This window comes from Paenibacillus sp. FSL R10-2736, from assembly GCF_038000245.1.
Classification (GTDB): Bacteria; Bacillota; Bacilli; order Paenibacillales; family Paenibacillaceae; genus Paenibacillus_AQ; species Paenibacillus_AQ phytohabitans.
In genome coordinates this window covers 103,290-127,526 of the sequence record NZ_JBBOBN010000001.1, presented here as the reverse complement: position 1 = coordinate 127,526, position 24,237 = coordinate 103,290, and the positions used below count along the sequence as shown (strand labels likewise).

16 protein-coding genes are annotated in these 24,237 nt (G+C 39.9%); all 16 read right to left on the bottom strand.

All coding sequences use genetic code 11. From position 1 onward, the window contains the following. Positions 1–204: 204 nt before the first annotated feature. Complete coding sequence (secA, locus tag NSQ73_RS00525) at positions 205–2,709, bottom strand: preprotein translocase subunit SecA (RefSeq protein ID WP_076246415.1); 2,505 nt, start codon at positions 2,707–2,709, stop codon at positions 205–207. Between the two features lie 312 nt (positions 2,710–3,021). Then, a complete protein-coding gene (gene hpf / locus NSQ73_RS00520) occupies positions 3,022–3,579 on the bottom strand; it encodes a ribosome hibernation-promoting factor, HPF/YfiA family (protein ID WP_042140221.1) in 558 nt (185 codons plus the stop codon). Positions 3,580–3,839: 260 nt separating this feature from the next. Beyond that, positions 3,840–5,282, bottom strand: a complete 1,443-nt coding sequence (locus NSQ73_RS00515) for an S-layer homology domain-containing protein (protein ID WP_340985083.1) — start codon at positions 5,280–5,282, stop codon at positions 3,840–3,842. Positions 5,283–5,721: 439 nt separating this feature from the next. Then, positions 5,722–5,919 (bottom strand): cold shock domain-containing protein, encoded by a 198-nt coding sequence (locus tag NSQ73_RS00510; protein WP_019915069.1) that lies wholly within the window; start codon positions 5,917–5,919, stop codon positions 5,722–5,724. A 244-nt stretch (positions 5,920–6,163) separates the two neighbouring features. Then, positions 6,164–7,225, bottom strand: coding sequence for a glycosyltransferase family 2 protein (locus tag NSQ73_RS00505; RefSeq protein ID WP_340985082.1), 1,062 nt, complete (start codon positions 7,223–7,225; stop codon positions 6,164–6,166). A 121-nt stretch (positions 7,226–7,346) separates the two neighbouring features. Next, entirely contained in the window at positions 7,347–8,501 is a 1,155-nt protein-coding gene (locus NSQ73_RS00500) for a LicD family protein (protein WP_340985081.1), read from the bottom strand. A gap of 582 nt (positions 8,502–9,083) precedes the next feature. Next, positions 9,084–9,944 carry a TylF/MycF/NovP-related O-methyltransferase gene (locus tag NSQ73_RS00495; protein ID WP_340985080.1) on the bottom strand — a complete coding sequence of 287 codons (861 nt, stop codon included), beginning with the start codon at positions 9,942–9,944 and terminating at the stop codon, positions 9,084–9,086. Positions 9,945–9,961: 17 nt separating this feature from the next. Then, positions 9,962–10,807 carry a LicD family protein gene (locus NSQ73_RS00490; protein WP_340985079.1) on the bottom strand — a complete coding sequence of 282 codons (846 nt, stop codon included), beginning with the start codon at positions 10,805–10,807 and terminating at the stop codon, positions 9,962–9,964. Further along, positions 10,797–11,525: a glycerophosphodiester phosphodiesterase gene (locus NSQ73_RS00485; protein ID WP_340985078.1), complete on the bottom strand. Its 729-nt coding sequence runs from the start codon at positions 11,523–11,525 to the stop codon at positions 10,797–10,799. The genes NSQ73_RS00490 and NSQ73_RS00485 overlap by 11 nt, the downstream gene beginning before the upstream one ends. Then, complete coding sequence (locus NSQ73_RS00480) at positions 11,525–12,835, bottom strand: metallophosphoesterase family protein (protein WP_340985077.1); 1,311 nt, start codon at positions 12,833–12,835, stop codon at positions 11,525–11,527. The genes NSQ73_RS00485 and NSQ73_RS00480 overlap by 1 nt, the downstream gene beginning before the upstream one ends. Before the next feature lie 32 nt (positions 12,836–12,867). After that, positions 12,868–13,974, bottom strand: coding sequence for a UDP-galactopyranose mutase (gene glf / locus NSQ73_RS00475; RefSeq protein ID WP_340985076.1), 1,107 nt, complete (start codon positions 13,972–13,974; stop codon positions 12,868–12,870). 53 nt (positions 13,975–14,027) lie between these two features. Continuing rightward, positions 14,028–16,457 (bottom strand): adenylyltransferase/cytidyltransferase family protein, encoded by a 2,430-nt coding sequence (locus NSQ73_RS00470; RefSeq protein ID WP_340985075.1) that lies wholly within the window; start codon positions 16,455–16,457, stop codon positions 14,028–14,030. 35 nt (positions 16,458–16,492) lie between these two features. Further along, the gene (locus NSQ73_RS00465; protein ID WP_340985074.1) at positions 16,493–17,857 is read right to left on the bottom strand and encodes a glycosyltransferase family 2 protein; all 1,365 of its coding nucleotides are present in this window, start codon (positions 17,855–17,857) and stop codon (positions 16,493–16,495) included. 1 nt (position 17,858) lies between these two features. After that, positions 17,859–19,442: a CDP-glycerol glycerophosphotransferase family protein gene (locus NSQ73_RS00460; RefSeq protein ID WP_340985073.1), complete on the bottom strand. Its 1,584-nt coding sequence runs from the start codon at positions 19,440–19,442 to the stop codon at positions 17,859–17,861. Positions 19,443–19,700: 258 nt separating this feature from the next. Continuing rightward, complete coding sequence (locus tag NSQ73_RS00455) at positions 19,701–21,755, bottom strand: rhamnan synthesis F family protein (RefSeq protein WP_340985072.1); 2,055 nt, start codon at positions 21,753–21,755, stop codon at positions 19,701–19,703. 360 nt (positions 21,756–22,115) lie between these two features. After that, on the bottom strand, positions 22,116–24,221 hold the full coding sequence (locus NSQ73_RS00450; RefSeq protein ID WP_340985071.1) for an HAD-IA family hydrolase: 2,106 nt from the start codon (positions 24,219–24,221) through the stop codon (positions 22,116–22,118). Positions 24,222–24,237: the final 16 nt, after the last annotated feature.

Sequence of the window (24,237 nt, the reverse complement as noted above, 5' to 3'; positions counted from 1 at the left end):
TTGAAGCAATCGCCCCATTCACTCAACCATCCAAAAAAGCGGCCGGGCCGCAAACGGGGAGTCCCCCGGGCCCAGCCGCTTTTATTGTCATTATAACCTAAGTGACAGTGAACAAAACTCGAAGTGCATTACGGTGAAACGTGCTCACAGATTTAATGCCTGCTCGCTATTTCACCAGAATCAGACAAGTGAATTTCTTCTCTCTTACGCCTGACCGTGACAGTTCTTGTATTTCTTGCCGCTGCCGCAAGGGCATGGATCATTACGGCCGACTGTAGATTCCACATGCACCGGACGTTTCTCAGCAGGCTCAGCGTTCGTGGAGATCTTATCTTCTTCCACTACCGACTGACGCTCCTGATTCGCCTCGATGTGCGCCTTCATAATGTAGGTCGCCACTTCTTCCTGAATGTTCGCCGTCATGGCATTGAACATTTCGAAGCCTTCGAACTGATATTCGCGAAGCGGATCGGTACCGCCGTAAGCACGGAGGTGAATCCCTTGACGAAGCTGATCCATGGCGTCGATATGATCCATCCATTTGCTGTCTACGGAACGAAGTACAATAACCTTCTCGAATTCACGCACCAGCTCAGCGCCGAGACGTTCTTCACGTGCTGCATATTTCTCCAGTACACGGCCAAAGATGAATTCGATGATTTCTTCTACTTCTTTGCCCCATAGATCATCGCGGGTCAGGGAGTCTTCCTCCAGCAATTTGCTGTTCACATAATCCGCGACTTCCTGCAGCTCCCAGTTTTCCGGGATATCGTCACTGCAGTGGGCATTAACAATACGGTCAACGACCGGTTTGATCATTTCCACTACAATGTCTTTGATATTGTCAGACTCGAGAATTTCGCGGCGCTGTTTGTAGATAATCTCACGCTGCTGATTCATCACGTCATCATATTGCAATACGACTTTACGGATATCGAAGTTATTGCCTTCCACCCGTTTCTGGGCAGATTCAACAGCTTTGGTAATCATACGGCTCTCAATCGGCTGATCTTCTTCGAATCCAAGACGGTCCATCATGTTCAGCACGTTATCCGCGCCGAAACGTTTCATCAGTTCATCCCCAAGAGACAGGTAGAACTGCGTGGAACCCGGGTCACCCTGGCGTCCGGCACGTCCGCGCAGCTGATTATCGATACGGCGTGATTCATGACGTTCTGTACCAATAATATGCAGACCGCCAAGATCGGTCACGCCTTCGCCCAGTACGATATCCGTACCGCGTCCAGCCATATTCGTAGCAATCGTTACGGTTCCCGGCTGACCAGCAAAAGAGATGATTTCAGCTTCTGCAGCATGATGCTTCGCGTTCAGCACCTGGTGTCTGACACCTTTGCGCTTCAGCATTTCAGATACGCGTTCGGAGTTCTCAATCGATACCGTACCTACAAGCACAGGCTGATTCTTTTTGTGGCGTTCCACAATTTCAGCGACTACAGCGTTGAACTTGCCATTCTCGCTTTTGTAGACCACGTCAGGCATATCGACACGCTGATTAGGTTTGTTGGTAGGTACCTGGAGGACTTCCAGACCATATATCTTCTTGAATTCCTCTTCTTCCGTCTTCGCAGTACCGGTCATTCCACCGAGCTTGCGGTACATACGGAAGTAGTTCTGGAAGGTGATTGTAGCCAGCGTCATGCTCTCATTCTGGACTTCAATCTCTTCCTTAGCTTCGATAGCCTGATGCAGCCCGTCACTGTAACGGCGGCCCTGCATCAGACGTCCCGTGAACTCATCGACGATCATAACCTCGTCTTCGTTAACCACATAGTCTACATCGCGGCGCATAATTGCATTCGCCTTCAGCGCTTGTACGATATGATGGTTCAGCGTAACGTGACTGTGATCATACAGATTCTCTATGCCAAAAGCACGCTCAGCTACAGCAACGCCCTTCTCGGTTAAGGCAACAGACTTCACTTTAATATCAACAGTATAGTCTTCTTCAGCAGTCAGCTTCTTCACGAAACGGTCTGCCGCATAATACAGCTCTGTCGATTTCTCAGCTTGTCCGGAAATGATCAGAGGTGTACGGGCTTCATCGATGAGGATGGAATCGACTTCGTCAATAATACAGAAATATAGCGGACGCTGTACCATCTGTTCCTTATAGAGCACCATGTTGTCACGCAGATAGTCAAAACCAAACTCATTATTCGTGCCATACGTAATATCGCAGGCATATGCTGCTTGTTTATCATTATGGTCCATGCCGTTGAGGTTGACCCCAACCGTCATGCCCAGAAAGTTATAGATTTGCCCCATTTGTGCGCTGTCGCGCTGAGCCAGATAATCATTTACGGTTACGACATGCACGCCTTTGCCCAAGAGTGCATTCAGATATACCGGCAGTGTACCTACCAGCGTCTTGCCTTCCCCGGTCTTCATTTCGGAGATCCGGCCTTCATGCAGCGCCATACCCCCAACTAACTGAACGTCAAAATGCCGCATGCCCAGCGTCCGTTTGGAAGCTTCGCGTACGGTTGCAAATGCCTCGGGAAGAATCTCTTCCAAGGTTTCACCCTTCTCAAGACGGGCACGGAACTCTACTGTCTTAGCCTGCAGCTCTTCATCCGTAAGCGATACGAAATCCGGCTCCAAACCATTAATTACTTCGACCGTCTTCATGAGACGTTTGACATCACGTTCATTAACGTCGCCAAATATTTTTTTAACAAGTCCTAGCATGGTTAACCCCTTTCATGCAACACAGATGGTGGAACCGAGCCCATCCTCAACAAATTGAAAGGGCCATATATGATTTCGATTCCGCTGCTTCATAAATTGTAACAGTTTGTAAGAGAAGCCGCAATACAAGCTGCCGCAACCTTATTCTGCATAATGCCTTTTCATAGGAACAAATGCAGGTATTCTTGACTCTACCTTCTGTATATACGCACAAGAGCCCTATTCGCTTCAAGCGAATAGGGGCTCGTCTAATTGTCTACGTCAGGCTGAAACGGAAGCCCTTCCTTATACCAGCAATTTCCGGTTAGCAGGTTAGTTCTGTTCGATCAAACCATACTTGCCGTCATCGCGTTTGTAAACAACGCTAACTTCAGAAGTGTCGATGTTGGAGAACACGAAGAAGGTATGTCCAATCATGTTCATTTGCAGAATCGCTTCTTCCACATCCATAGGCTTCAAGGTGAATCGTTTATTCCGCACAACCTCAAGATCATCATAATCCTGTTCCTGATCCTCAACAGCTACGGCGCTGGCCGAACCTTCTACGAACAAGGTCTTCAAGCTGCCTTCCTGGCGGAACTTGCGGTTAAGTTTGGTCTTGTGCTTGCGGATCTGACGTTCCAGCTTGTCCACTACGGCATCGATGGATGCATACATATCATCGCTGCGGTCTTCCGCACGAAGCGTCACACCTGCCAGAGGGATTGTAACTTCCACCGTATGAAGGCCGCGAACGACGCCAAGCGTCACATATCCTTCTGAGGTAGGGGGTGCATCGAAATACTTCTCAAGTCTGCTGAGCTTCTTATCAACATAGTCTCTCAAAGCGTCGGTCACTTCAATTTGTTGACCTCGAATGCTGAATTGCATGGGCACTCCTCCTTTGTTTACCTTTTCATTATAGCAAATTGTCAGGGCTAAGTAAAAAACAAATCATGACAGCCTTTACATTTAGCTAACAAAAGATGTCATAGTCTTGCCCTAAACAATAAACAGGTCCGGCTAGCGCATGAACACGCCCTGGCCGGACCATTACAGCTACAGTATTATCTCACTTTGAAGTCTAGATTATGAATGATTGCTGACATATTGCATATTGCAGACAGTAGCGTCTGATTTATTTGTCTTACTTATTTGGTCTGGATGCGCAAAATCTCTACTGGGGAGAAGTTACCATTAGAACCAGTGATGAAAAAGATTTTGTAGGCTGTGTTGGAAGTCAGTCCGCTCAGCGCAAAGGTATGCTTGGCACCTGGAGATACTGTAGAATTCGGACCCGTAAAAGTTCCCGTTAAGACAACGCCAGCACTATCCTTTCCTTCAGAAATTTGTTGTGCTGTAGGATCAGCTTCCGTTGCCTTGACCACAACATATTTCAGGGGTGCAGGGAGACCCTCTGTCTGCCCATATTTGGCATACACAGCGGCAGTTACAGTTCCTATGCTTTCCACTCCCACCTGTGTGAGTGAGGTGGTGCTGCTTGCTGCTGTTTTCAATCGAAGCGGTGTTACGCCAGACCAATTGCCTGAATTATCAGCCAGAGCGACATATACGGTATATTCAGTACCTGCACTCAGACCATATACAGAGAACACAACGGTTGTATTAGCTGTTGTTGCGATTGTGCCGGAATGAACGCCTGCTGTTCCTGCACTAGTCAATCCGTTTTTCACTTGCGCTACAGTTGGTGCTGTTACATTGATGCTGTAAGGAGCAACTACATAGTATACTGCCCCTGTTACCGAAGGCGTAACATATACATCTGCAGTAACCGAACCCACATGACCATAGGTCACATTGCTTACAGAAGGCAAGGTAACGTTGCCGCCACCACCACCGCCAGTGCCGCCACCACTACCACCGGTGACCGGGGTTGCTGTTGGGCTGGTGCTTGGCACAGGTGTTGCTGTAGGAGCAGGCGTTGCCGTAGGAGCCGGTGTAGGTGTCACTCCACCAGTGCCTGACGGTTTATAGACAACAGAGTTACTGATGATTCCGACCGCTTCGGCCCGTGTAAGTGATTTCTTCGGTCCGAAGGTTCCGTCCGGATAACCATTAATAATCTTCTTGTCTGCTGCTGCTACCACCGCACCTTTGGCCCAGGCTGCCACTTGGGCACTGTCCTTGAACTTAAGTGTAGTAGAGCTTGTACTCAGCTTCAGGACTTTGGCTGCAATGACAGCCGCTTCCTGCCGGGTAAGCGGATTATTGGCACGGAAGGTATTATTCTCATACCCGCCGATGTAACCGGCCTTTACGGCTTTGGCTACTTCGCTGTAAACCCAATTTGTGCTTTTGACATCCGTGAAGCTAATGGAAGCCGTTTCGGTGAACCCGAACAGGCGATTGATCAGTGCAACATACTCGCCACGGGTAATAGCCTTGTTCGGCTTCACCGTTCCGTCAGGATAACCGCCCAGGTATCCTTTATCCAGCCAGCTCTGCAATTGCTTCTGCGCCCAGTGACCTTGAATGTCTTTGGGGGTAGCCGCAGCTGACACACTGCCTAATGATCCGAGCAACATCGAAATACCAAGTAATCCGGCCATAAGGCCACGCCATGTTTTCTTCATTCTTTTGTTCATCCTCCTGAGTGTTTGATGGGCATAGGCTTCACTGCATGTCTTCTTATCTAGGTTCTTTTCGGAAGCATACGCCTAAGCTAATAATGGGGTGCTATCTAGGCAACAAAAAGCCCAACGTCTCTCATTACCCATATTTTGGAGGCAATTAACGGATTCTTGAAATAAAACTTTACAAAGTGTCAAATGATGTGTCTTTCCCGCCTTATGTTGCGCGTCATTTGTGAAATAGACGCAAGCAGAAACAACAGTACCGTCCTTAATAAGGACGGTACTGTTTCAGCGTGAAATAGAAGGATACTTTATTACGCAACGCAGATGAAGTCTTATATTATAAAAAAGACCCCGGGGAGTATCCCCAAGGTCTAACGCTAGCGTTGTCTCAATTGCTAACCATCTACCATATATGTAGGTCGGCTTCGCCGGATGATTATAATTTGATGACGTTAGCTGCTTGTGGTCCGCGTGCGCCTTCAACGATATCGAACTCTACGGATTGGCCTTCGTCCAATGTCTTGAAACCGTCAGTTTGAATCGCGGAGAAGTGTACGAATACGTCGCCACCATCGGCAGTTTCGATGAAACCATAACCTTTTTCTGCGTTAAACCATTTTACTTTACCTTCCATTGACTAAACATTCCCTTCGTCATCAGATGAACGTGAGTCTTGCTCACAAATCGACTATACCACCGCTACTTCTCAGTTGTCAATTGGAAAAGAAAATGTTTACTTTCTATATTTTACCACCCATAAAAAATAAACTTTTATTCTTCAAAATTCTACAATTGACGCGGATTTTAGCTAAATTGTATTGTCAATTAAGACTCTTTAACCAAAATGCTTAGGGATGAAACATCGGAGAGAAAGCAATTTACAAAAGAGATAATCTCTCAATAGATGGTGCATAATTGTAATCTACAGCCAGCGTATATTGCTCTTTTGCCTTACCTACATCACCTATTGCTTCGTAATACACCCCTAGGTTATGATGAGCAGCAAAACTTCCGGTTCCTATGACACTGCCCTCTTGATCAGTTTCACCGATTTCAATCGCCCTTAAGTAGAAACGTTCAATATAAGTAACTAGATCACTATATTGATCAGGATCACTCAAAATGAGCTCAAGAAGAAAAAGAGCAGAGACAAAGTAAAAGTCAGCCGAACCGCTGAGAAAGTCCTGCTCCGCTTCTACTACGGCTAAGCCTTCACCTAAGTTGCCGGAAGATATAATTGCATATAAATAGTTCACTATAAGACTCGGAGCATAGCCTTCTTTATGAGTGATTTTGCTGTATGCAAGCTTTAATGAGGCGAACGCTTTACCGTGTTCTTCCATTCCGCGATACTCTTTAGCGATTTGATAATAGTAATAAGGATCAAGCGGGTTCTCTTCAATTACTTGTAAAAGTATTGGAATATTTCTGTCTGACTTCTTATTTTCAAAATACCCATCATGCTGAATTTCCACATCCACTCTTGCTCTAGGCAGGTCAGACACTACCTGTTCATGAATTCTTCCAGAATATCGGCAACTCGATGGAAAAAGGCGTGAGATATAGCTTTGCTCAAAGCTCACTCCATCTTTCGACATGAATTTATCTATTCTTTTGACTTGGCCTATAGCAGCAGGAGAACGAGCAATAAAGTCACGAATCTGATCTCCACAGTCATTAGAAACATATTCATCTGCATCCAATACCAAACTCCACTCACTGGTTGCCTGCTCCAAAGCAAAATTGCGGGCAGCGGCAAAGTCGTTAGTCCACTCGTAATCAAATATCTTGGCTTTGAATTCGGATGCTATTTGTTTGGTAGTATCAGTAGAGCCTGTGTCGGCTATAATAATTTCGTCTACAAGAGTTAAGACGCTATCCAGACAGCGTCTTAAGGTGGCTTCTTCATTTTTCACGATCATGATCAGGGAAAGTTTCATTTTATCCATCCTAAAAAGTCTAATTTTGAAATATCAAAGGTTACACCTAAGAATGCCTAATGTGAAACATATCGAACACTCCTGAGATATGTCCTATATTCCATTTTCCTTAAGTATCATTTTACACATCTCGTATATATTTTAAGCCATCAATAAAAAAGTAGTAATCGAATATATTCATTTCCTCAAGCTGCCTGGCTATTTCTTCATAATGGATACTTGCAATAATGAGCCGTGAATTCTCATCCATTAACACAGGTAATTCGGAAGGAGATCGTACGGGTACACCATATGCTAGACTCCCCCATGCGGCTTTACGATTATCAAAAGCGCAAACTACATTCAATCCATTACTGTAACGTTCCAGCCAGATCCGCAGGCTATCACCAGCACCGAAGATATACACCTTTTTATTTTCAATACCGCATAGCATGTCTGTATAGGCACGAACATACTCTTTGTAAGACCGGCCCAAATCCACAATACTATGTTCCCAGTGCTTTGATTTGCGATCTTTCGCATCCGGCTCGTATAATCCGCCAGGATAAGATGCAATTAGCGTTTCCTTATAACCGACAGGCACTGGAATTTTCAAATCTTCAAAGTCCATTTCAATACTTTCCGCAAACCACTTCTTGTCATAAACTCTTTTGCCATGCTCGCCCATTACAACGGGAATGGAGTAATATAACTGGTCAGAATACTTTGAACAGAAGCGTTCATACCGCTCTGCAAAAAAGTTATATTGTCCAGATATTCCGCCGGCACCGTAGCAAAATGCCTCTTTACTTTCAGAGATCTCAGCCCCCTCGCATTCATCAAGGGCAGCCGAAGCGTACATTTGAATTTGCATCTTCAAAGCGGTTTCCTGAACACGTTTTGCGGCATCACCGCCGGGCATATCGTCTAGTGGAAGGATGTCGATATAGGCACCCATGTGCCCCCCTCGCGTATACCCATTAGGAAAGTTCGAGAGGACCGTCGTGTCACTTCGCCGCAGCCTTATATAATGTGGAGCGGCGGAAGGATCATTTTGCGGTGTCTGCAGGAAATAGGGTTCATCAAACCAATGCTGTGAAAGCCTGAGACGCTCATATTCCTTACGTGGCAAAGCAATATCAATATCGTCATCCCAAGGGATAAACCCTTTATGACGTACCGCGCCTAGGAGAGTTCCAAACATGGCGAACCAGGTTAGCCCTTCACGCTTTGCGACCCTTGTAAATTCTTTTAGAATTTCAAGTTCAACAACCTGTAACTCATTTAGTTTATTCACGGATTAATTCTCCTAAGGTGTATATAAGAATGGATACTTCCTGCCTATGTCTTATTGATTTCTTTGCCCTCAATGATGATGCTTACAATTAAAACGTCACAGTTGCTGGCCAACTTTGTCTCTTCAATAATTTCATTATTATATTAAAAGCTTTATCGATAACAGCTGTCATGTCGATGTGGCAATCGTCAAACACGCGCTTCAATGTTTTCCCGCACAAGCCAAGTCCATAAATAGCTGAGTAATATCAGGTGAGGCATTTTCTCAAAAATAGTACTGATCAATAATGATAGCTCCTCGTTTTCTTTATCATAAAAACATCTCTCCGGAACCCGATCCAAAAGCATTTACCGGTCTTTGCAGCATTTATGATAGTTTCTCGATACGGTCAAACTGGGAAACTACCTTATTGACACCAATGCTCCATCCGAAAGTTTCTTAGCACAATACCCATAAGGTTGGCAAATTCAACTGCGGCATGACCAACGAATCTTCTACCATTTTTTATTGAAATGACATTTACACCTAGCCAGCAAACTGAATCGTTTAACTTGGCCCCCTCAGGACCTATTGTCTTACCTTCTAAGTTGTAGTAATCTGGGTGTTTTTAACGATTACCACACTTGATGAGTCACCAATGGATATTGGCATCAAGGCGTTATTTTGACAAAACTCGTCAACCGCTTGCTTGGCACCTTTAAATCGAATCGAGAAATAGTCGTGAATTAACAATATCCCGCCAGTAGCCAGTTTTGGATAGAAAAAATCCAAACCCGCCAAAGTAGGTTTATACAAATCAAAATCCAGATTTACAAAAACGAAGGTGTCTTCAATTCCTGCTGTAGTTTCTGGAAAATATCCCTTCTTAATGACTACCTTTTCTGGAATAGGCATAGACCTCATTACAGCATCAGCGGATGTGAGCCCACCGAATGTGCCAGCTAGTGAGTTTGAAAAACCGTTAGTCAGTTCCATACCTATATCACGTTGGTCAAATCCTTCAAAGGTATCAAATAGATATAAAGTTTGATCGTAGAACGTTTCATTGATGACTTTGGCAAAAGAACCGCTTAAAACTCCACATTCAGCGCACGAACCTGCAATTTCTCTTTCTCTAAGTATTTCTGCTTGAGATTTCAGAAAAGCAATACGGGCTTTGTACGAGAGAGATACTAGACTATCATCTATTTTGCTTTCATTTACACCCATTGAAATAAGTCTCTGGCTTAATAATTCGATATCCATAATTGTACCAATATAAATTTTATCATAATTAAGCGTCACAACTTCACTAGGGGCAATAACTGGTATCCCATTTATTGTTGTACCCTGCAAGTTAGAATCGTTGTCAATAAAAGCTATACAACCTACACCTTTTTTTTGAATTTGCTCTAATACAGACTTTCCGGTAGTACCAGCACCATATATAATCGCTTTTTCCACTTCGTCCCCACTCCTTGTTAATCCAAAAGTTTATAATAAGAAACTGGATGTGATTTTCTTTGACTTTCCGGAGGAATTGTTAGATAAGCACCAAACTTGTGCTTTAAGTATGCATCGGCACTCTCCGCCCCCAATAAATTCAAATCCCCAAATCTGTAATCAATTGTTTTTTCATACCATTCACGCCTGCCCTCACTTACATTATCTCGTGCGGGAAAAGTTAAAACTCTTACGCGCTGATATTTTTTGCGGTTACTTCTTCCAGCAAAACGCTGCAAATGATTTGAAACCATTCCAAGTGGTATTAGGCTAAGCAGTGAGAACACGCCGCGCAACATTGGATTTTCATCCGTTTTCTTTCCTACTTCTGACCAGAGAATTTTCCGAATTACCGTACAGTGGAGATTATGAATTTTCTCGGCCAACTTCCCGTCAGGCACATTGTCGAATGGGAATATGTCAATAAACACACCCGACTCATAAGGCATATGTGCCTGTCCCTCCCTAAGGAAATAAGTATTCTTTCGTCTAATTTTCCCATATCCCCAACGGTAACCATGAGTTGCCCTAATATCTTGAAAGTAAAACCGGTCATGATCTAAATCCGTTTCACATACCTTGCGGAACTTCTCGTATTCTTCCCGAAGTAGACCAATATCCGCATCATCGTCCCAGGGTATGTAGCCTTTATGACGAATAGCGCCAAGCATGGTACCGCCGATCATAGCGTAATTTATGTGATTTAAACGGCAAATTCGATCCACTTCCGCTAGCATTTCAACCTGTATGAGCTGAACGGCTCTTAGATCCTCCGGAGAAAGCGGGCCCCTTTTCGTATTGTTTGGTTGACTTTCAATTTCCATCTGCCAAAACACCCTTCGCCCAGTCAATTCTGTTAACTATCACCGCGTCTACGCCGAGATCCCTTGCAAGTTTCAGCTCATCATCTTTCGTTACCGTCCAAGGGCGTATCAATATGCCCCGTTTCCGGCAATCTTCCACGAGCGATGGATGACGCAACATATGAACACTAGGATGCAGCGCTTCAGCGCCAACCTTTTCGCATTGCTCCCCAGTGACCAGTATTTCTCCGCCGCATAGCAGCGCAGTTTTGGCTGACGGCTCAAGCAGCTTTATTTTCTGAACAGAATAGTGATTAAAAGACGACCATATAATCCTGTCGCACATACCGTACTTTTCTACTAACTGTAACGCATTATGTTCAATCCCATCGTAATAGATGACACCTGTTTTCAACTCTATATTGATAGTCAATCCTGTCGGTTTCAATAATTCCAATACTTCTGCCAGTGTCGGCACTTCCATAAAGAACGGCTCAGTGCGACCGCTTTTATTGAAATTGAGCTTTTTTATTTCAGAAAGGGTAAAATCCTGCACCCAACCCTGTCCATTGCTCGTTCGGTCAACAGTTTCGTCGTGGATGACAACAATCTCGTTGTCCTTTGTAAGCTGAATATCAAGCTCTACTCCTTCAACGCCCATTTGGGCTGCCATTTTAAAACCGACGAGCGTATTTTCAGGCGCGGAAGAATAGGCACCACGATGACCCCATATTTTCATTAAAGCCACTCTGCCCTTCCGTGTGTAACTTCCTTATTTTTACCCGCCCCAAATCTTGCAAAGCGTATCTGTCTCTTCTCTGTGTTAACGAGCATAATGTCAAATGCTTCTTGAGAGAGCTCCCCGAGTTTTCGGCCAGGGGTGATAAAGGCTTCCGGCTTATATTCCGTAAATGCTTCACACTTTGAATTCACCATGGATATAATAGGAAAGCCTTCTTCATTGTCCAATAAATCCGCATGGTTATGACCATTTATAAAGGCAAGGATTTTCCCGGCATGATTGTTCAACAGCCCCATTAACTCTATTTCGCCACGTATTTCCTTTGCCCAATACTGTAAACGGCTAATAGGCGCAAGGTGGGAAAAAATCACAATCCGCCAATCATCAGGCGTATTTTCTAGTTGTTTATCTAGCCACTGGATGCATGCTGCGTTGTATCCATAACGCATTGTCTCATCCGGATCAAAGGAATCCAAGAAAATAAAGCGCAGTTTGTGTGCGCCAAAATCAATGGAATATCGCGGTTCATCTCTGCCTAAATAAAGCTCACACTGTTCTTTTAAGGAAAACAGATCCGGGTTATCCCTGAAATAGTTTGTGTCATGATTGCCAAGCGTTGCCCATACAGGTATTTTGCACTTTTTCAAATCTCCAAGAACCTGCTCTACATAATAACGGCTTACCTCACGCGTTGTCATGCCATCCGTGAAATCCCCAAGGTGAATGATCCCATCAAAGCCTACTTCTTTATGCAATTGTTGGATGGACGCAGACGTGTCATCCCAAGTCCCATTTACTGTATAATGTGTATCGGTTAACAATGCAAAGGAAAGTTCATTCTTTTCCCGTACATCCATAACATGCTTCGCGACCCGCTCTACTTCATTTCTGATCCACGGCTTCATTTCAGGCGGGGAAGCTGCATTTTTTTCAAAAGAAAGAATACGATTTAGTTCCTCGGAACCTTCAAATGCTGTTCCATTCATTTTCCTTAGACATACACGAAAGTAAACGCACTCTGTAAACATATAATCGTCTTGCTTGTAACTGTTGCCGCTCAAATCCTGTCGGTAAACCGTCCAGCTCTCGTCCGGGGCATAGTCATAGGTGTAAATCCAACAATCTTTCACTTCCGCAGCGTAGGTTGCAACGTTGAACTTATACTCCGAATCCATGAGCCGAAGTATATCGCCAGGCTGTGCTAAATAAAAAAGAGGGGTGCTTAGCATCTCAGGATGTCCCAGCTCTTGGCAGCCATCAACTGCGCGTATTTTCATCCCTGCAAGACCCGTTAATGATAGCTTCAAGCACTCCACTCCTTAACTAGAGTTTATAACGATTATCTTTGAGCTTCTTTCAGCTCTTTTCTTGTTACATCCAGCGAGTTTCTGACGATTTGCCACATATCATAATATTTGTATTCAGCCAGCCTGCCGCCGAAAATGACGTTTTCTTCTTTATCGGCAAGTTCTTTATAACTTAAATAACGCATGTTGTTCTTTTGATCATTAACCGGATAATAAGGTTCATCTCCATTTTCATACTCTTTTGAATACTCACGCGTAACTACTGTTTTAGGCTGAGTGCCAAATTCAAAGTGTTTATGTTCGATAATACGCGTAAACGGGGTTTCCGGATCTGTGTAATTCACAACAGCGTTACCTTGGAAATTCGGTTGATCAAGGATTTCCGAGTCAAACCGGAGCGTACGATACTCAAGCGGCCCGAATTGATAATTATAGAACTCATCAAGCATTCCTGTGTAAACAATTTTTGTAGCAATACCATCAAAGGATTCTCTTTGTGCGAAATAGTCTGTACTCAGTCTAACCTCGCTGCCTTCAAGCAGCTTTTCAATAATTGGCGTATACCCTCCGACAGGTATTCCTTGATACTGGTCGTTAAAATAATTATTATCCCAAGTGAAACGAACGGGCAGGCGCTTAATAATAAACGCAGGCAAGTCCTTGCAATCACGCCCCCATTGCTTTTCTGTATAGCCTTTGATCAATTTTTCGTAAATATCGCGTCCGACCAATGAGAGAGCCTGCTCTTCAAGGTTCTGCGGCTCCTCACCTTTCAAGCGCTGCGATTCTATAATTTTTTCTGCTTCTGCCGGATCGGAAACTCCCCACAACCGGTAGAATGTATTCATATTAAAAGGCAGATTGTATATCTCACCATTAAAATTCGCTATCGGGGAATTGGTATAACGATTAAACGTCGCAAGACGATTAACATACTCCCATACTTCTTTATCATTGGTGTGAAAAATATGCGCGCCGTATTTATGCACATTAATACCTTCCACTTGCTCCGTGTAAATATTTCCTCCGATATGGTCACGCTTATCTATTACTAAGCATTTTTTATTACACTTCATGGCTTCATGTGCAAATATTGCACCAAATGGCCCTGCACCGACAATCAAGTAATCGTACTTCATTAATGCAACACCGCCCTTATAGACTTCTCATAGTTTTCATCCAAGTTTTTCTATCAGGATGAGAAATCTCCGCATGACGGAGTTTGGCCTGCAATCTGTTTTCTTATCGCTTTTTGCAACATAGAGGAGCTTGTGCTTTGTGTATATGGGAAAAACTCAAGTTCCGAGCCTAGACTACGCAGCTGACTTTGAAGTCTTGTCCAAGAAAGCTCGCTGTCATGGTCACTACCCGAAAACAAGCAGCCGTAGCGTAATTCTTTCCATGCGTCAATTTTATTTGTATTGTGCTTGTCCACCGAAATGGCTCTATCAATATATTTGCACTGCTTAACAATCTCAATACGCTCTTCAAATGGGATAAACGGGGTTTTATGTTTTTCATGTTCAATTATTTCATCTGTTAGTACTCCTGCAATCAAGTAATGACAGCGCTCCTTGCATCTCTTCAAAAGATTAAGATGACCAATATGAAACAAATCAAATGCTCCTGTTACATAACCTATATTATATTTTCCGTCGGACATTGTATCAGCAACAGTTAATGGCAGTAAATCATCAATACCTTTCTGATAAATACGATAACTGTCCTCATAGATACCCATAGAATTCAATTGCTCAACAATCGGTTGATAATTTGCAACTGCTATAACAATTCGGTATGTTCCATAAATAAGACTACTAACTTCAGACGGTGATTTTACAGTTATCCCACATTTCACTGTTCCCCATTGATCCCTGTTGTTATCTATAATAAACTCTGTTTTGTACTGCTCTCCGTATTTATCCAAAAAATAATCCGCATATGTTCCGGAGCCGAAAAGGACCAGCTTTTTGTCATTGAGTCCCGAAATGGCGTCGAAAAGCTTAATTGAACTGTCGCTGCTCAATTTCATTGTCCTCCTATTGCTTCTAAGAATATACTCGGAATCATTCATCCATGTTGAACGTCCAGTATAGATATCCCGGTTTACTATCTTTTTGGTTAATTCATCTTCCATCTTCAAATAGGAACTCCATAAACTTTTCAACTTATACCTTCCCTGCATTTCTACAAGCGGAATCAGTTTTTCAGTATCAGGTATAAAATTATAAATATCATGAACAGCTCGGAACATAACATATCCTGCCGGACAATTATCCATAGTATATTCCTGATCAAAAAACAAAAGTTCTCCATCTATAAAAAAGCAGTTAACAGGAATCATTTCAACATATGCCTTTTTTAATACAGGTCCCCAATTTTCATTTTGTGCTAAGCTTGAAAATGAACTATCAGAAGTATAATCCGATGAGTTCATTATGTGCTTATAAAGTATATCTAAGCAATCAAAAACAGCTTGCGTATTTTTATCATCTACCAGCTTCCTAAGGTAGTTCGATAATGTCGGCGCTTCTATTTTATCCATAACTGCAATTCCGTTATCAATCGATATTTTAAGTGACGGAATTTTTCTTTTAATCTGCTCTTCTGCATTTCTTTTTAATTCTTCAAGGCCGGATAGTCCTTCATCATATATAGGCATCTTTCTTACCTTACCGTCGTTGCATATAACTGTGGCAAATGCTCTGCTACGGCTCCTTTCTGAAGAGATTGCAGAATACAGTATATTACTGGTTTTAACATCGTTTCCGCACTCGGCAATAAAATAATTCGAAAAAGAAGTCAATACATTATTTTGAGCAAGGATACTATAGAGGTTCTTTTCACTTAAAAGTCTCTCGTTGTTTTTAGATAGATATACCTTCAAACGCTCGGTTATATCTTCTGCAGGAGGATTGTCATCTGTATATATAAGTTGAGGATTTCTATAGTCGGGAAACGGATAATAGAGCTTTATGGAGTCGAACTGCATATTTTCAAGAAAATTCAAGAGCTCATTACGGCTAAATCGATACGTACTAAAGTGATTATCGGTTATTCCTTCAAACGGCAATCCCGATTGGATATCTCTTTCTCCGCATAAAAAACGGATACCCATGCGATTTGGAATTACGGCAAGAATTTTCCCTTTTGGTGCAAGCAGGCTTTTCATCGCTGAAAAGTTGATTTCATAGTCTTTTTCACTCAAACTGTCATTACCTTCGTCAATTGCCCATATGATATAATCGAAGACTTGATCGGATTCTTTTCGGTACTGAATCACATCGGAATTTATAACACTGAGATTTTTGACATTATTCATACGCTTCTTAAGAAAGTGCGCACGATAGCCGTCTTTTTCTACAATGACAGTGTTTTCGCATCTTCTGCATATGCTAGTCAAGAACGCACCGAAAAATCCGCCGATTACCAATACTTTCGAAGTGCTTTCAAATGGATACCATGCAAACAAACCGTTTGGGATATCGCTTAAATAGCGTGCAATCTCCAGACGCTTGTCCTTTCTTATAACATCGATGAAATTCTTGTCAGTACGCGAGTTAATGTATGCCCCTATATCAGCGTCAATTTCATTTAACGGATGAGGAATATCGTTAATCATAACTCAGCTCCGTTCATGAAAATTTTAGGTAATATTCATTTTTGCAAATAAAAGTTACTTAACAATAAAGTATCTGCATCTAAGGTATACGCATAAATATGATCATCTGCAATGCCCATGCTTAATAATTGTTTTTCTATTTCTTGACGGTGAGCCTTGTTAGCAACAATATATGTTGTCTGCGGATAGTCCCGAACTGCCTGTTCTGGCGAAATTATAGGTTTTCCTTGCAACTCATTACCCCACAAATCAGAATTATTATCGCAGCAGGCTTCAACTTTATCTATTCCGTTCATTCCGAGCAAAACAGAAACAAATTCCCCAAATAAACCACATCCAAAAATAACAATCTGATTAACAACAGACATTTTTTCTAATAAACAGGAAAGCTCTCTGCGCTTTTTAGTTTCGGCGGTTATATAATAATCATATAGAGATATCGGATTATGTATCATTAATTCTAATTCTGGCAGTTCTTTAAGCAATAAATGTTCAGATGCAATAGGATTACCATTAATTCCTTGTTTTAATTTGTCGGAAATGATCTGCAGATCCGAAATTGCCAAATCCCAGACGCTGCCCGAAACCGCCATTAACCTGATTCTTTGGTTTGTTTGACGAAACATTTTGCAATAGCTTAAAATTCGCCATATTTCATCTTGGTTTTGAAGCAAATTATCTGCATATTGGTACTCTTCAACAATGTAATGAAACGCATTGGGATTGTATAAAGAAGCATTCGGATTATCCTGCCGATAATGATAAAATATTTCATCCATATAAACTGCTTTTTGCGCTCTGCAAAAGGTCTGAAAAAGAAAACCAATGTCCTGATAGGCAGCACCAGGAGTTTCATTCAGTCGTATTGATTTAACAAAATCATTTTTATATATACCAGTCCACAAATAGTAATCCCTAAGAATAAGATCCGGTGTTATGCTTGGATTAACAGAAACCGCTCCATGACCAGGAGCAAACTCTTTTTTTGAAAACACTTCTATTTTTCTGGTATATGTTAGCCCATCGGTCACTCCAAAAAACCTTTCTGCACTTCCCTTAACATAATCTGCTTTTGATTCCAAAGCCACACTGTACAAGGTTTCATACATATTTAATGCTATATAGTCATCAGTTTCTACAATTCCAATAAAGTCTCCACAAGCCTTTGAAATTCCCAGGTTTACTTGGTAGCCATAGCTTCTTTTATCCGAGTGTATAATATGAACTCTATGGTCCTGCAACTCGAGTGCCCTCAAAATCTCAAGGGTTCCGTCATTCGACCCTGCATCTACAACAATAATTTCTATATCTTTCAGCGTTTGCTTTATTACGCTTTCCATACATTTTTCAATATAACCTGCCACGTTTAAGGACGGCATAATTATGGAAACCTTAGGCATTTTAATTGCTCCTTATACCATCAATTAAATCCAATATAAATCTTGCCACACGCTCGCTTGCATGTCCGTCTTCATGAACTCCGTACTTTTCCATAAATTCATCAACTTTACTTACATATTTATCCTGTTTAAAACTTTCAATATTATATGCCAGTTCTTCGTTTGATTCCGCAATAGGAAATGGCAGAGTATCGTAGTCAATCAACAACTTGCGTTCACCGTCGATATATTCCTTGCGGTCAGGTGCATATAGAAACACAGGTTTCCTTACAAAAGCAGGTTCAAACATAATGCTTGAATAATCTGTAATCATTACATCTGCAGCGGCAACAAGTTCTTGACTGTCGGGATAATCGCTAGCGTCAATAACGTAATCCGGTCGTTTCATCGATGTACTCGCATCGGAAACGATCGGATGTAATCTTAGCAGAATACTCCAGTCATCAGTAAATCTGTCAGCCAACTTTTTCACCAGTAACCCATAATCAATATTGGTTTCGTAAGCTTCAGGTGTATAATATACACCTTGTTTGTAACGAAACGTCGGTGCATATAACAATATTTTTTTATTATTATCTAAATTGAAATAGTTGCATATTTTTTCTCTGTATTGGCCCTCATTAAAAAGAATATCAGAACGCGGCGAGCCGGCTTGTAAAACCTTACCATTATAGACAAAGCCGCTTCTGCAAGCATCTGTATCAAATTCGCTGCCTGTAATTATATAATCAATCATTACTGAATTATGTTTATAGACTACGAGATCCCTATCTTCATTGCGAAAGTTAGAAACATCAAACCCAAAAGTTTTCAATGTGACACTGGACCAATGTTTAACCTGAACATAAATTTGTTCCGGTCGCTTTTGAAAGTATAATGGAACCAAATTATCATATATCCACATCTTGGCTGTTTCCAGTTCGGGAATATATTTGTTTCTGTTTCCCCCATATACAAGTCTGATCCCTTCTGGCACATTTAGCGTCAAATCGCTAACAATCCAAACAATGTCTAAATCATTTCGCAGCTTTAACAACTGCTCAGTTATATATTTCCCATGCCCGAAATAGCCCCCTGTATTGTAAAACACAAGCTTATTAGGCTCAATTTTGTCAGTTTGTTTCTTGTAAATATTATCAATAATATAATCTTTGGCCCTAATAAAGGACTTTGTTCTTATTGTTTCCATGGCTATTAATGAAAAATAATTGTTTATTCCTAAGCTTTCAAGTTGCTCTGCAATTTGTTCGGATGCGTTTAAATTAGCTATAAGGATAACGATATGATCAACCGGATACTGATTTAATACGGATACATCCAAAACTTTCTTTTCTTGACACTTATTCAACGCTTTTTTATTGACAAACAAATCAATCGGAAGCCCTTGTTTTTTTTTATCATTATCAATGATGCCTACAATATGGTTTTCATCATTCTCAAAATAAAATTCAGCACCGTAACCAATGCCGAATATAAACACTTTTTTTTTTCTAAAATAATCAAAGTCTTCCCATGTCTGAGAATTAAATTTATCTATATTAAATTTATAGTTCCTATTACTTGATACTTTTTCCCTTGTGTCCATACTAATGATCATCCCTTTCACTATGCTCAAGACTAATCCCTCAATAAAGTCAAATGGCTTAGAATGAACACCAATTATATTGAGCACTTGCAGACACTATTTTTTTGCCAATTAAAGATTATAAAATGAAGGCTTTCTCTTCCAAATTAACCTGCTCCATATATACTTTTTCGATATTTTTAATTCTAATGATTTAGCATCAATTGATCCAAATCATCGTTACACGAAAGAACCAATGAACTTCGTAGCCTACTTATTTCAGTTTGTTAGCACCTTAAACACATTTTTTATCCCCTCACTATTTAAGATTTTAGTAACTTCAGTTTGATCTTTCATAGCGATTATTACTCCGATCTTATCTTTCTGTAGTCTGGTTTCCGACAGATAATAAATTGGATGGTCGTTAACATGCGATTCTTTAGGTCGTCCATCAGATATGATAAATCCCTCAAAACCAATCCCATTTGCAGTCAAATATTGTGCATATTTCCTCCCCATAACCCCAGCTCCATAAATATAATTTCGTTTATTTTTTTTACAGAAATCAATTAAAAGCCCGATTTCTTCTTTTTCAATCAAATTTAAGTAGCCAATAACATCACTATTTCTATTTAAACCGTTCAACATAAAATTTTGCATAGACATTTGTAAGGATGCATAATTATCGTTCATTACGGTCCCGCTATAATATCCTTTGTCTTGTGCCAGATATGGCAATATCATTTTAAACACATTATCCATATATTCACTGTTAAGCAATGAAGGTTCAAAGCTAACATCCAGCAATTTATTCAATATACTAGTTCTCCCCCAGAAGCATGAAACAAACGAAAACGGGGGTGCATCTGCATTAATATCACATTTCAAGCCAATGACATCAGCGAATAATTTTACTTTTCCATGATTTTCACGCCATTCTAAAAAAGGCATCCCAAAATATTGAGAATGATATGGCATTGGTGGCATCAACAAACCCAGTTTGTTATGTTTTTCAAATTCATCAATAATATTTTCAATATATTCTGGACTTTTCAATGTGTTCTCCCACATATTATTCATTAATGTTTCATCAATAATATACGGGCCATATTGACCTAGTTCTTGATTTTCATGAATAAACCCAATATATTTATATTTTAGTATTATATGCTTATTTTCTATTAAAAACGGTAATATTGTAGCGGCGTCGCAGTTGAACAGTTGGATATGACACTTATAATCAGCATCCGAGCCTAGTAAATCACTTAATTTATTCTTAACTGATTGGTTATTAGTTGTCACATAAATCTCTATTCCTTTCGGAATCTGTTTAATAAAATGAGTCCATTCAACCAAAAACTTATCATGAAATATTAATATGAAAACTGCTGCATTATCAATCTCAAGTAAATCGCTTCCCCTTGTATTGACATTTGCAGGTAAAATATAATCAAGATGCAATGCACTATGAATTTCTGATATATTATAAATTCTAAGAATGTTACTCCATATCAAATCGGCATTGTATTTTGTATGTTTTTCAATATAATTCAGTGTTTTAGCAGCATCCACACCTCCGTTTAGATTTAATAGTCCTCCATTTAACGTAATAAAGTTTTTGCGCTTTACGATAGGACATTTATATTTATAAATCAAATTAAAGGCTTCATAAACAGAATAATTATAATTATTTTCCGTCTTATTTGACGCAAAAGGATTTATATCTATATAGGAATCAAACTTATAACCAAGTTCTGCAAAATGCTGAGTCAATATAATCTCAAATTTTCGAACAGCATCATTATAATTATTTATCTGACCTAGATTTTCAAAGAACAGAAAGAAATCCTTACTTTTTAATAATTTTTCCCTGAATACCAAAAAATAAGATTGCAAATGAACTGGAGTAACTATATTGTCAAAAATCAATAAATTATTCTGTAATGTAATACCCCAAAAATCCGAACTATCTCTTACACTCATTTCATCAAACATATCTTTAAAGGGATAAATAGGGCCATAAAAGGTATCGTTAAATAATACAAGCTCATCAAAACTATATACCTTGTCCCATCCATACAAAGAAGTCAGCGCAGCTTTCCAAGCGGTAGAATCATAGCCTGTGTTATCACGAATAAATACGTCCCTTGTATACTTTTCCAGCTTTGCTAGACCAGTCTCCTCAACTTTTCCATTGCAGACAATAACAAGATGGTTTAAATTTTCCATCATACCGTCCAGTAAGTGAAGAACATAATCATCGACGATTCCTTCTTTATCATAGAAGACAAAAATACCAAGACGTGAAACTGGTATGCTTTCGTTATTCAACACGGTCAAGATCTCCTATCATGTAAAGAATATTAATTTCGGTACGTACGTTTTATACATTACTAAATCCTTTACTACATTTCCTCTACAATAGATAGTATTAACATTGAAACTAATTCCGTCTCCATATTTCTTCCCCATGCACTCGTGTAAACTTTCATTATTATCTGCTTAGTGCCAGTTCATATATATATCGAAGACCTAATGACTTTTTGAAGTCTATCAAATAATTTGGATAAGACAGTTTTTAAAAATTCTCCAAATTCCACTCCGGATTTTCATATAAACTTTCCACAAAACTCCCCTTGTTTAATTGAACGGCTCGTTTGTCAGATTCATCTAATTCATATTGATCTTACTACATCAAATTTTCCCGACAACCTTAAAGGCTCCATTAAACCACTCATATGTTGATAAATCTGGTAACACACTACTTTCAATAGTACTTTTTTCAATAAGCCCCAAAATAGAATCTGTAAACTCTCCATCAAAACGTTCTGGTATGCCTCCTGAGAAAGAATCAATAAAGTCAACGCAAAATTCAAAAATCCCTTTTTGTATTTTGATCATAAATTGTTTCCCTTCAATTGTCCTGTCCTCAGGGAAGAAAAGCTTACTCTCTTTCGAGATTTTCTTAAGACAAGGTTCAGGAGAAGAAATAATATATTCTAAAAGAGAATACAGCTTAAAAACATTATAATTTTTTTCATAATGATTATTTGCTTTATATAAACTGAAATAATCTATTTCATTTCTTCTCGAAATTCCACTGATAGATTTATGCAAGTAAACACCATTTAGTTTTTTATCTAAAATCCGTTCTAAATTATCCTGTCCTGTTCCTTTAGAAAAAAAGTCAAAGAGCATAACTTCATTATCAAAGCAAATATTTTGATCGTCTAAATATGACTGATAATCTATACGCTCTTGTTGAGCTTCTTTAATAATTTCATCTACATTAACCTTAACATTTTCAGCAATAGATGCATCTGGGTTGACTTCGTATCCATCAAGACAAAAAATATTAGTAAATAATTCTTGCACATCTCCTTTAAATTCCTCTAACATAGGCAGCAAATCCGTAATATCTGTCATAGCAGGGATAGATGCTGCTCTTCCAGATGTATAGATATATTTCCCTTTCGGTAAATCGTTCAGTTTTTGCTTCTGACATATCATTTGATATATTTTCATCGGTAAATATCCGTCTCTGGAAACAAATAAAATATCACTAGCTTTCTGTTCCTGCACCCTTTGAATTATCCATAACAAATAATTAAGTATTGTCGGAGCAATTAAATTGCTAAGTTTATCAAGTGTATTAATTTGATATTTCCCTTTGGTACCATACAAGGCAAATGGACTATTAAATAATCTGCTGATCATCAATCCTAAATAATACCTATTATATATCTTGTCAGATCCGTCCATTATTTTATAATAGGAACTATGATTCACCATTTCATAAGCTTTCATTATTTTAAACGCGGAGATCCCCAAGCTTTCGGCAGCAAGAACATCGGCTTTTTCATCATCGCCGATATGTAAGATTCTTTTCGAATCTTCAAAAAGCAATAATTCACTAAACAGGCCCTCTTGTTTTGTTTTCCGATACTCACAGGATATAAATAATTTTTCAAAACCCGAAATCCCATTTTCCTCCAACAAAGCTTCCATTTCTGTAATCGGCAAATACATGTCTGATACGATGTATACTTTTTTATTATGATTAATCGCATAATGAAAAGCTTCTATTATATCATCTCTTGGTATAATTAATTGATGTTCTTTCTGAATCTCCATTTGCATAAGTTCTTGACAAATCTCTTTACTAAGATCATATTTCACTCTAATTGAATCGTATATCTCACTCAATTTTGGATACCTTAAGCGCATTAATCCCAGTTCTGTTTCCTGTCTTATATCAGAAAAAACAAAACCTAAATTTTTATCCTTAAATTCATAATCCAATAATAAGAAAAGGTCTTTTGGGTACAATATCTTACGCATAATAAGTGTGTCAAATACATCAAATGATATCACATCATATTTATCAATCTCATCCAGCAAATTTTGTTTTTGAAATAAATAATATTGATTATTTAACTCTTGAAAATCTTCTTCTGCGTGTATTTGCTCTCCAGTAATTGAAAAAGCAGGAATGTTGTTATTTTCCACATATTCTGCGATACGTCTATAGATTATCTGATGTACCGAAGGCCTCGCTATAATCACTATTAAATCTACGCCGTTCTCTTTCAGCTCATTAACATGCAAAATTGGATATCCCCAGAGTTTTTCACCTGCTTTTTCTGCATCCATTAACCCGACAAAATTATACTGATCTCCTAATTCATCTAATATTGCCTTAGTATGCTTACCAATCCCATATAAAACAATTCTCTTATCCTTGCCTTTTGCAATATTCGTATTAAATGTTTCCACAACATACTTCCATTCGATCTGCATGACAACATCCTCCTTG

Excerpts from the sequence above, each read along its gene's own strand:
- NSQ73_RS00505 (WP_340985082.1), bottom strand. The coding sequence starts at position 7,225 with ATGAAACTTTCCCTGATCATGATCGTGAAAAATGAAGAAGCCACCTTA.
- glf (WP_340985076.1), bottom strand. The coding sequence starts at position 13,974 with ATGAAGTACGATTACTTGATTGTCGGTGCAGGGCCATTTGGTGCAATA.
- NSQ73_RS00460 (WP_340985073.1), bottom strand. The coding sequence starts at position 19,442 with ATGGACACAAGGGAAAAAGTATCAAGTAATAGGAACTATAAATTTAAT.
- NSQ73_RS00485 (WP_340985078.1), bottom strand. The coding sequence starts at position 11,525 with ATGAAAATATGGGGTCATCGTGGTGCCTATTCTTCCGCGCCTGAAAAT.
- hpf (WP_042140221.1), bottom strand. The coding sequence starts at position 3,579 with ATGCAATTCAGCATTCGAGGTCAACAAATTGAAGTGACCGACGCTTTG.
- NSQ73_RS00465 (WP_340985074.1), bottom strand. The coding sequence starts at position 17,857 with ATGCCTAAGGTTTCCATAATTATGCCGTCCTTAAACGTGGCAGGTTAT.
- NSQ73_RS00470 (WP_340985075.1), bottom strand. The coding sequence starts at position 16,457 with ATGATTAACGATATTCCTCATCCGTTAAATGAAATTGACGCTGATATA.
- NSQ73_RS00450 (WP_340985071.1), bottom strand. The coding sequence starts at position 24,221 with ATGCAGATCGAATGGAAGTATGTTGTGGAAACATTTAATACGAATATT.
- secA (WP_076246415.1), bottom strand. The coding sequence starts at position 2,709 with ATGCTAGGACTTGTTAAAAAAATATTTGGCGACGTTAATGAACGTGAT.
- NSQ73_RS00490 (WP_340985079.1), bottom strand. The coding sequence starts at position 10,807 with ATGGAAATTGAAAGTCAACCAAACAATACGAAAAGGGGCCCGCTTTCT.
- NSQ73_RS00510 (WP_019915069.1), bottom strand. The coding sequence starts at position 5,919 with ATGGAAGGTAAAGTAAAATGGTTTAACGCAGAAAAAGGTTATGGTTTC.
- NSQ73_RS00515 (WP_340985083.1), bottom strand. The coding sequence starts at position 5,282 with ATGAAGAAAACATGGCGTGGCCTTATGGCCGGATTACTTGGTATTTCG.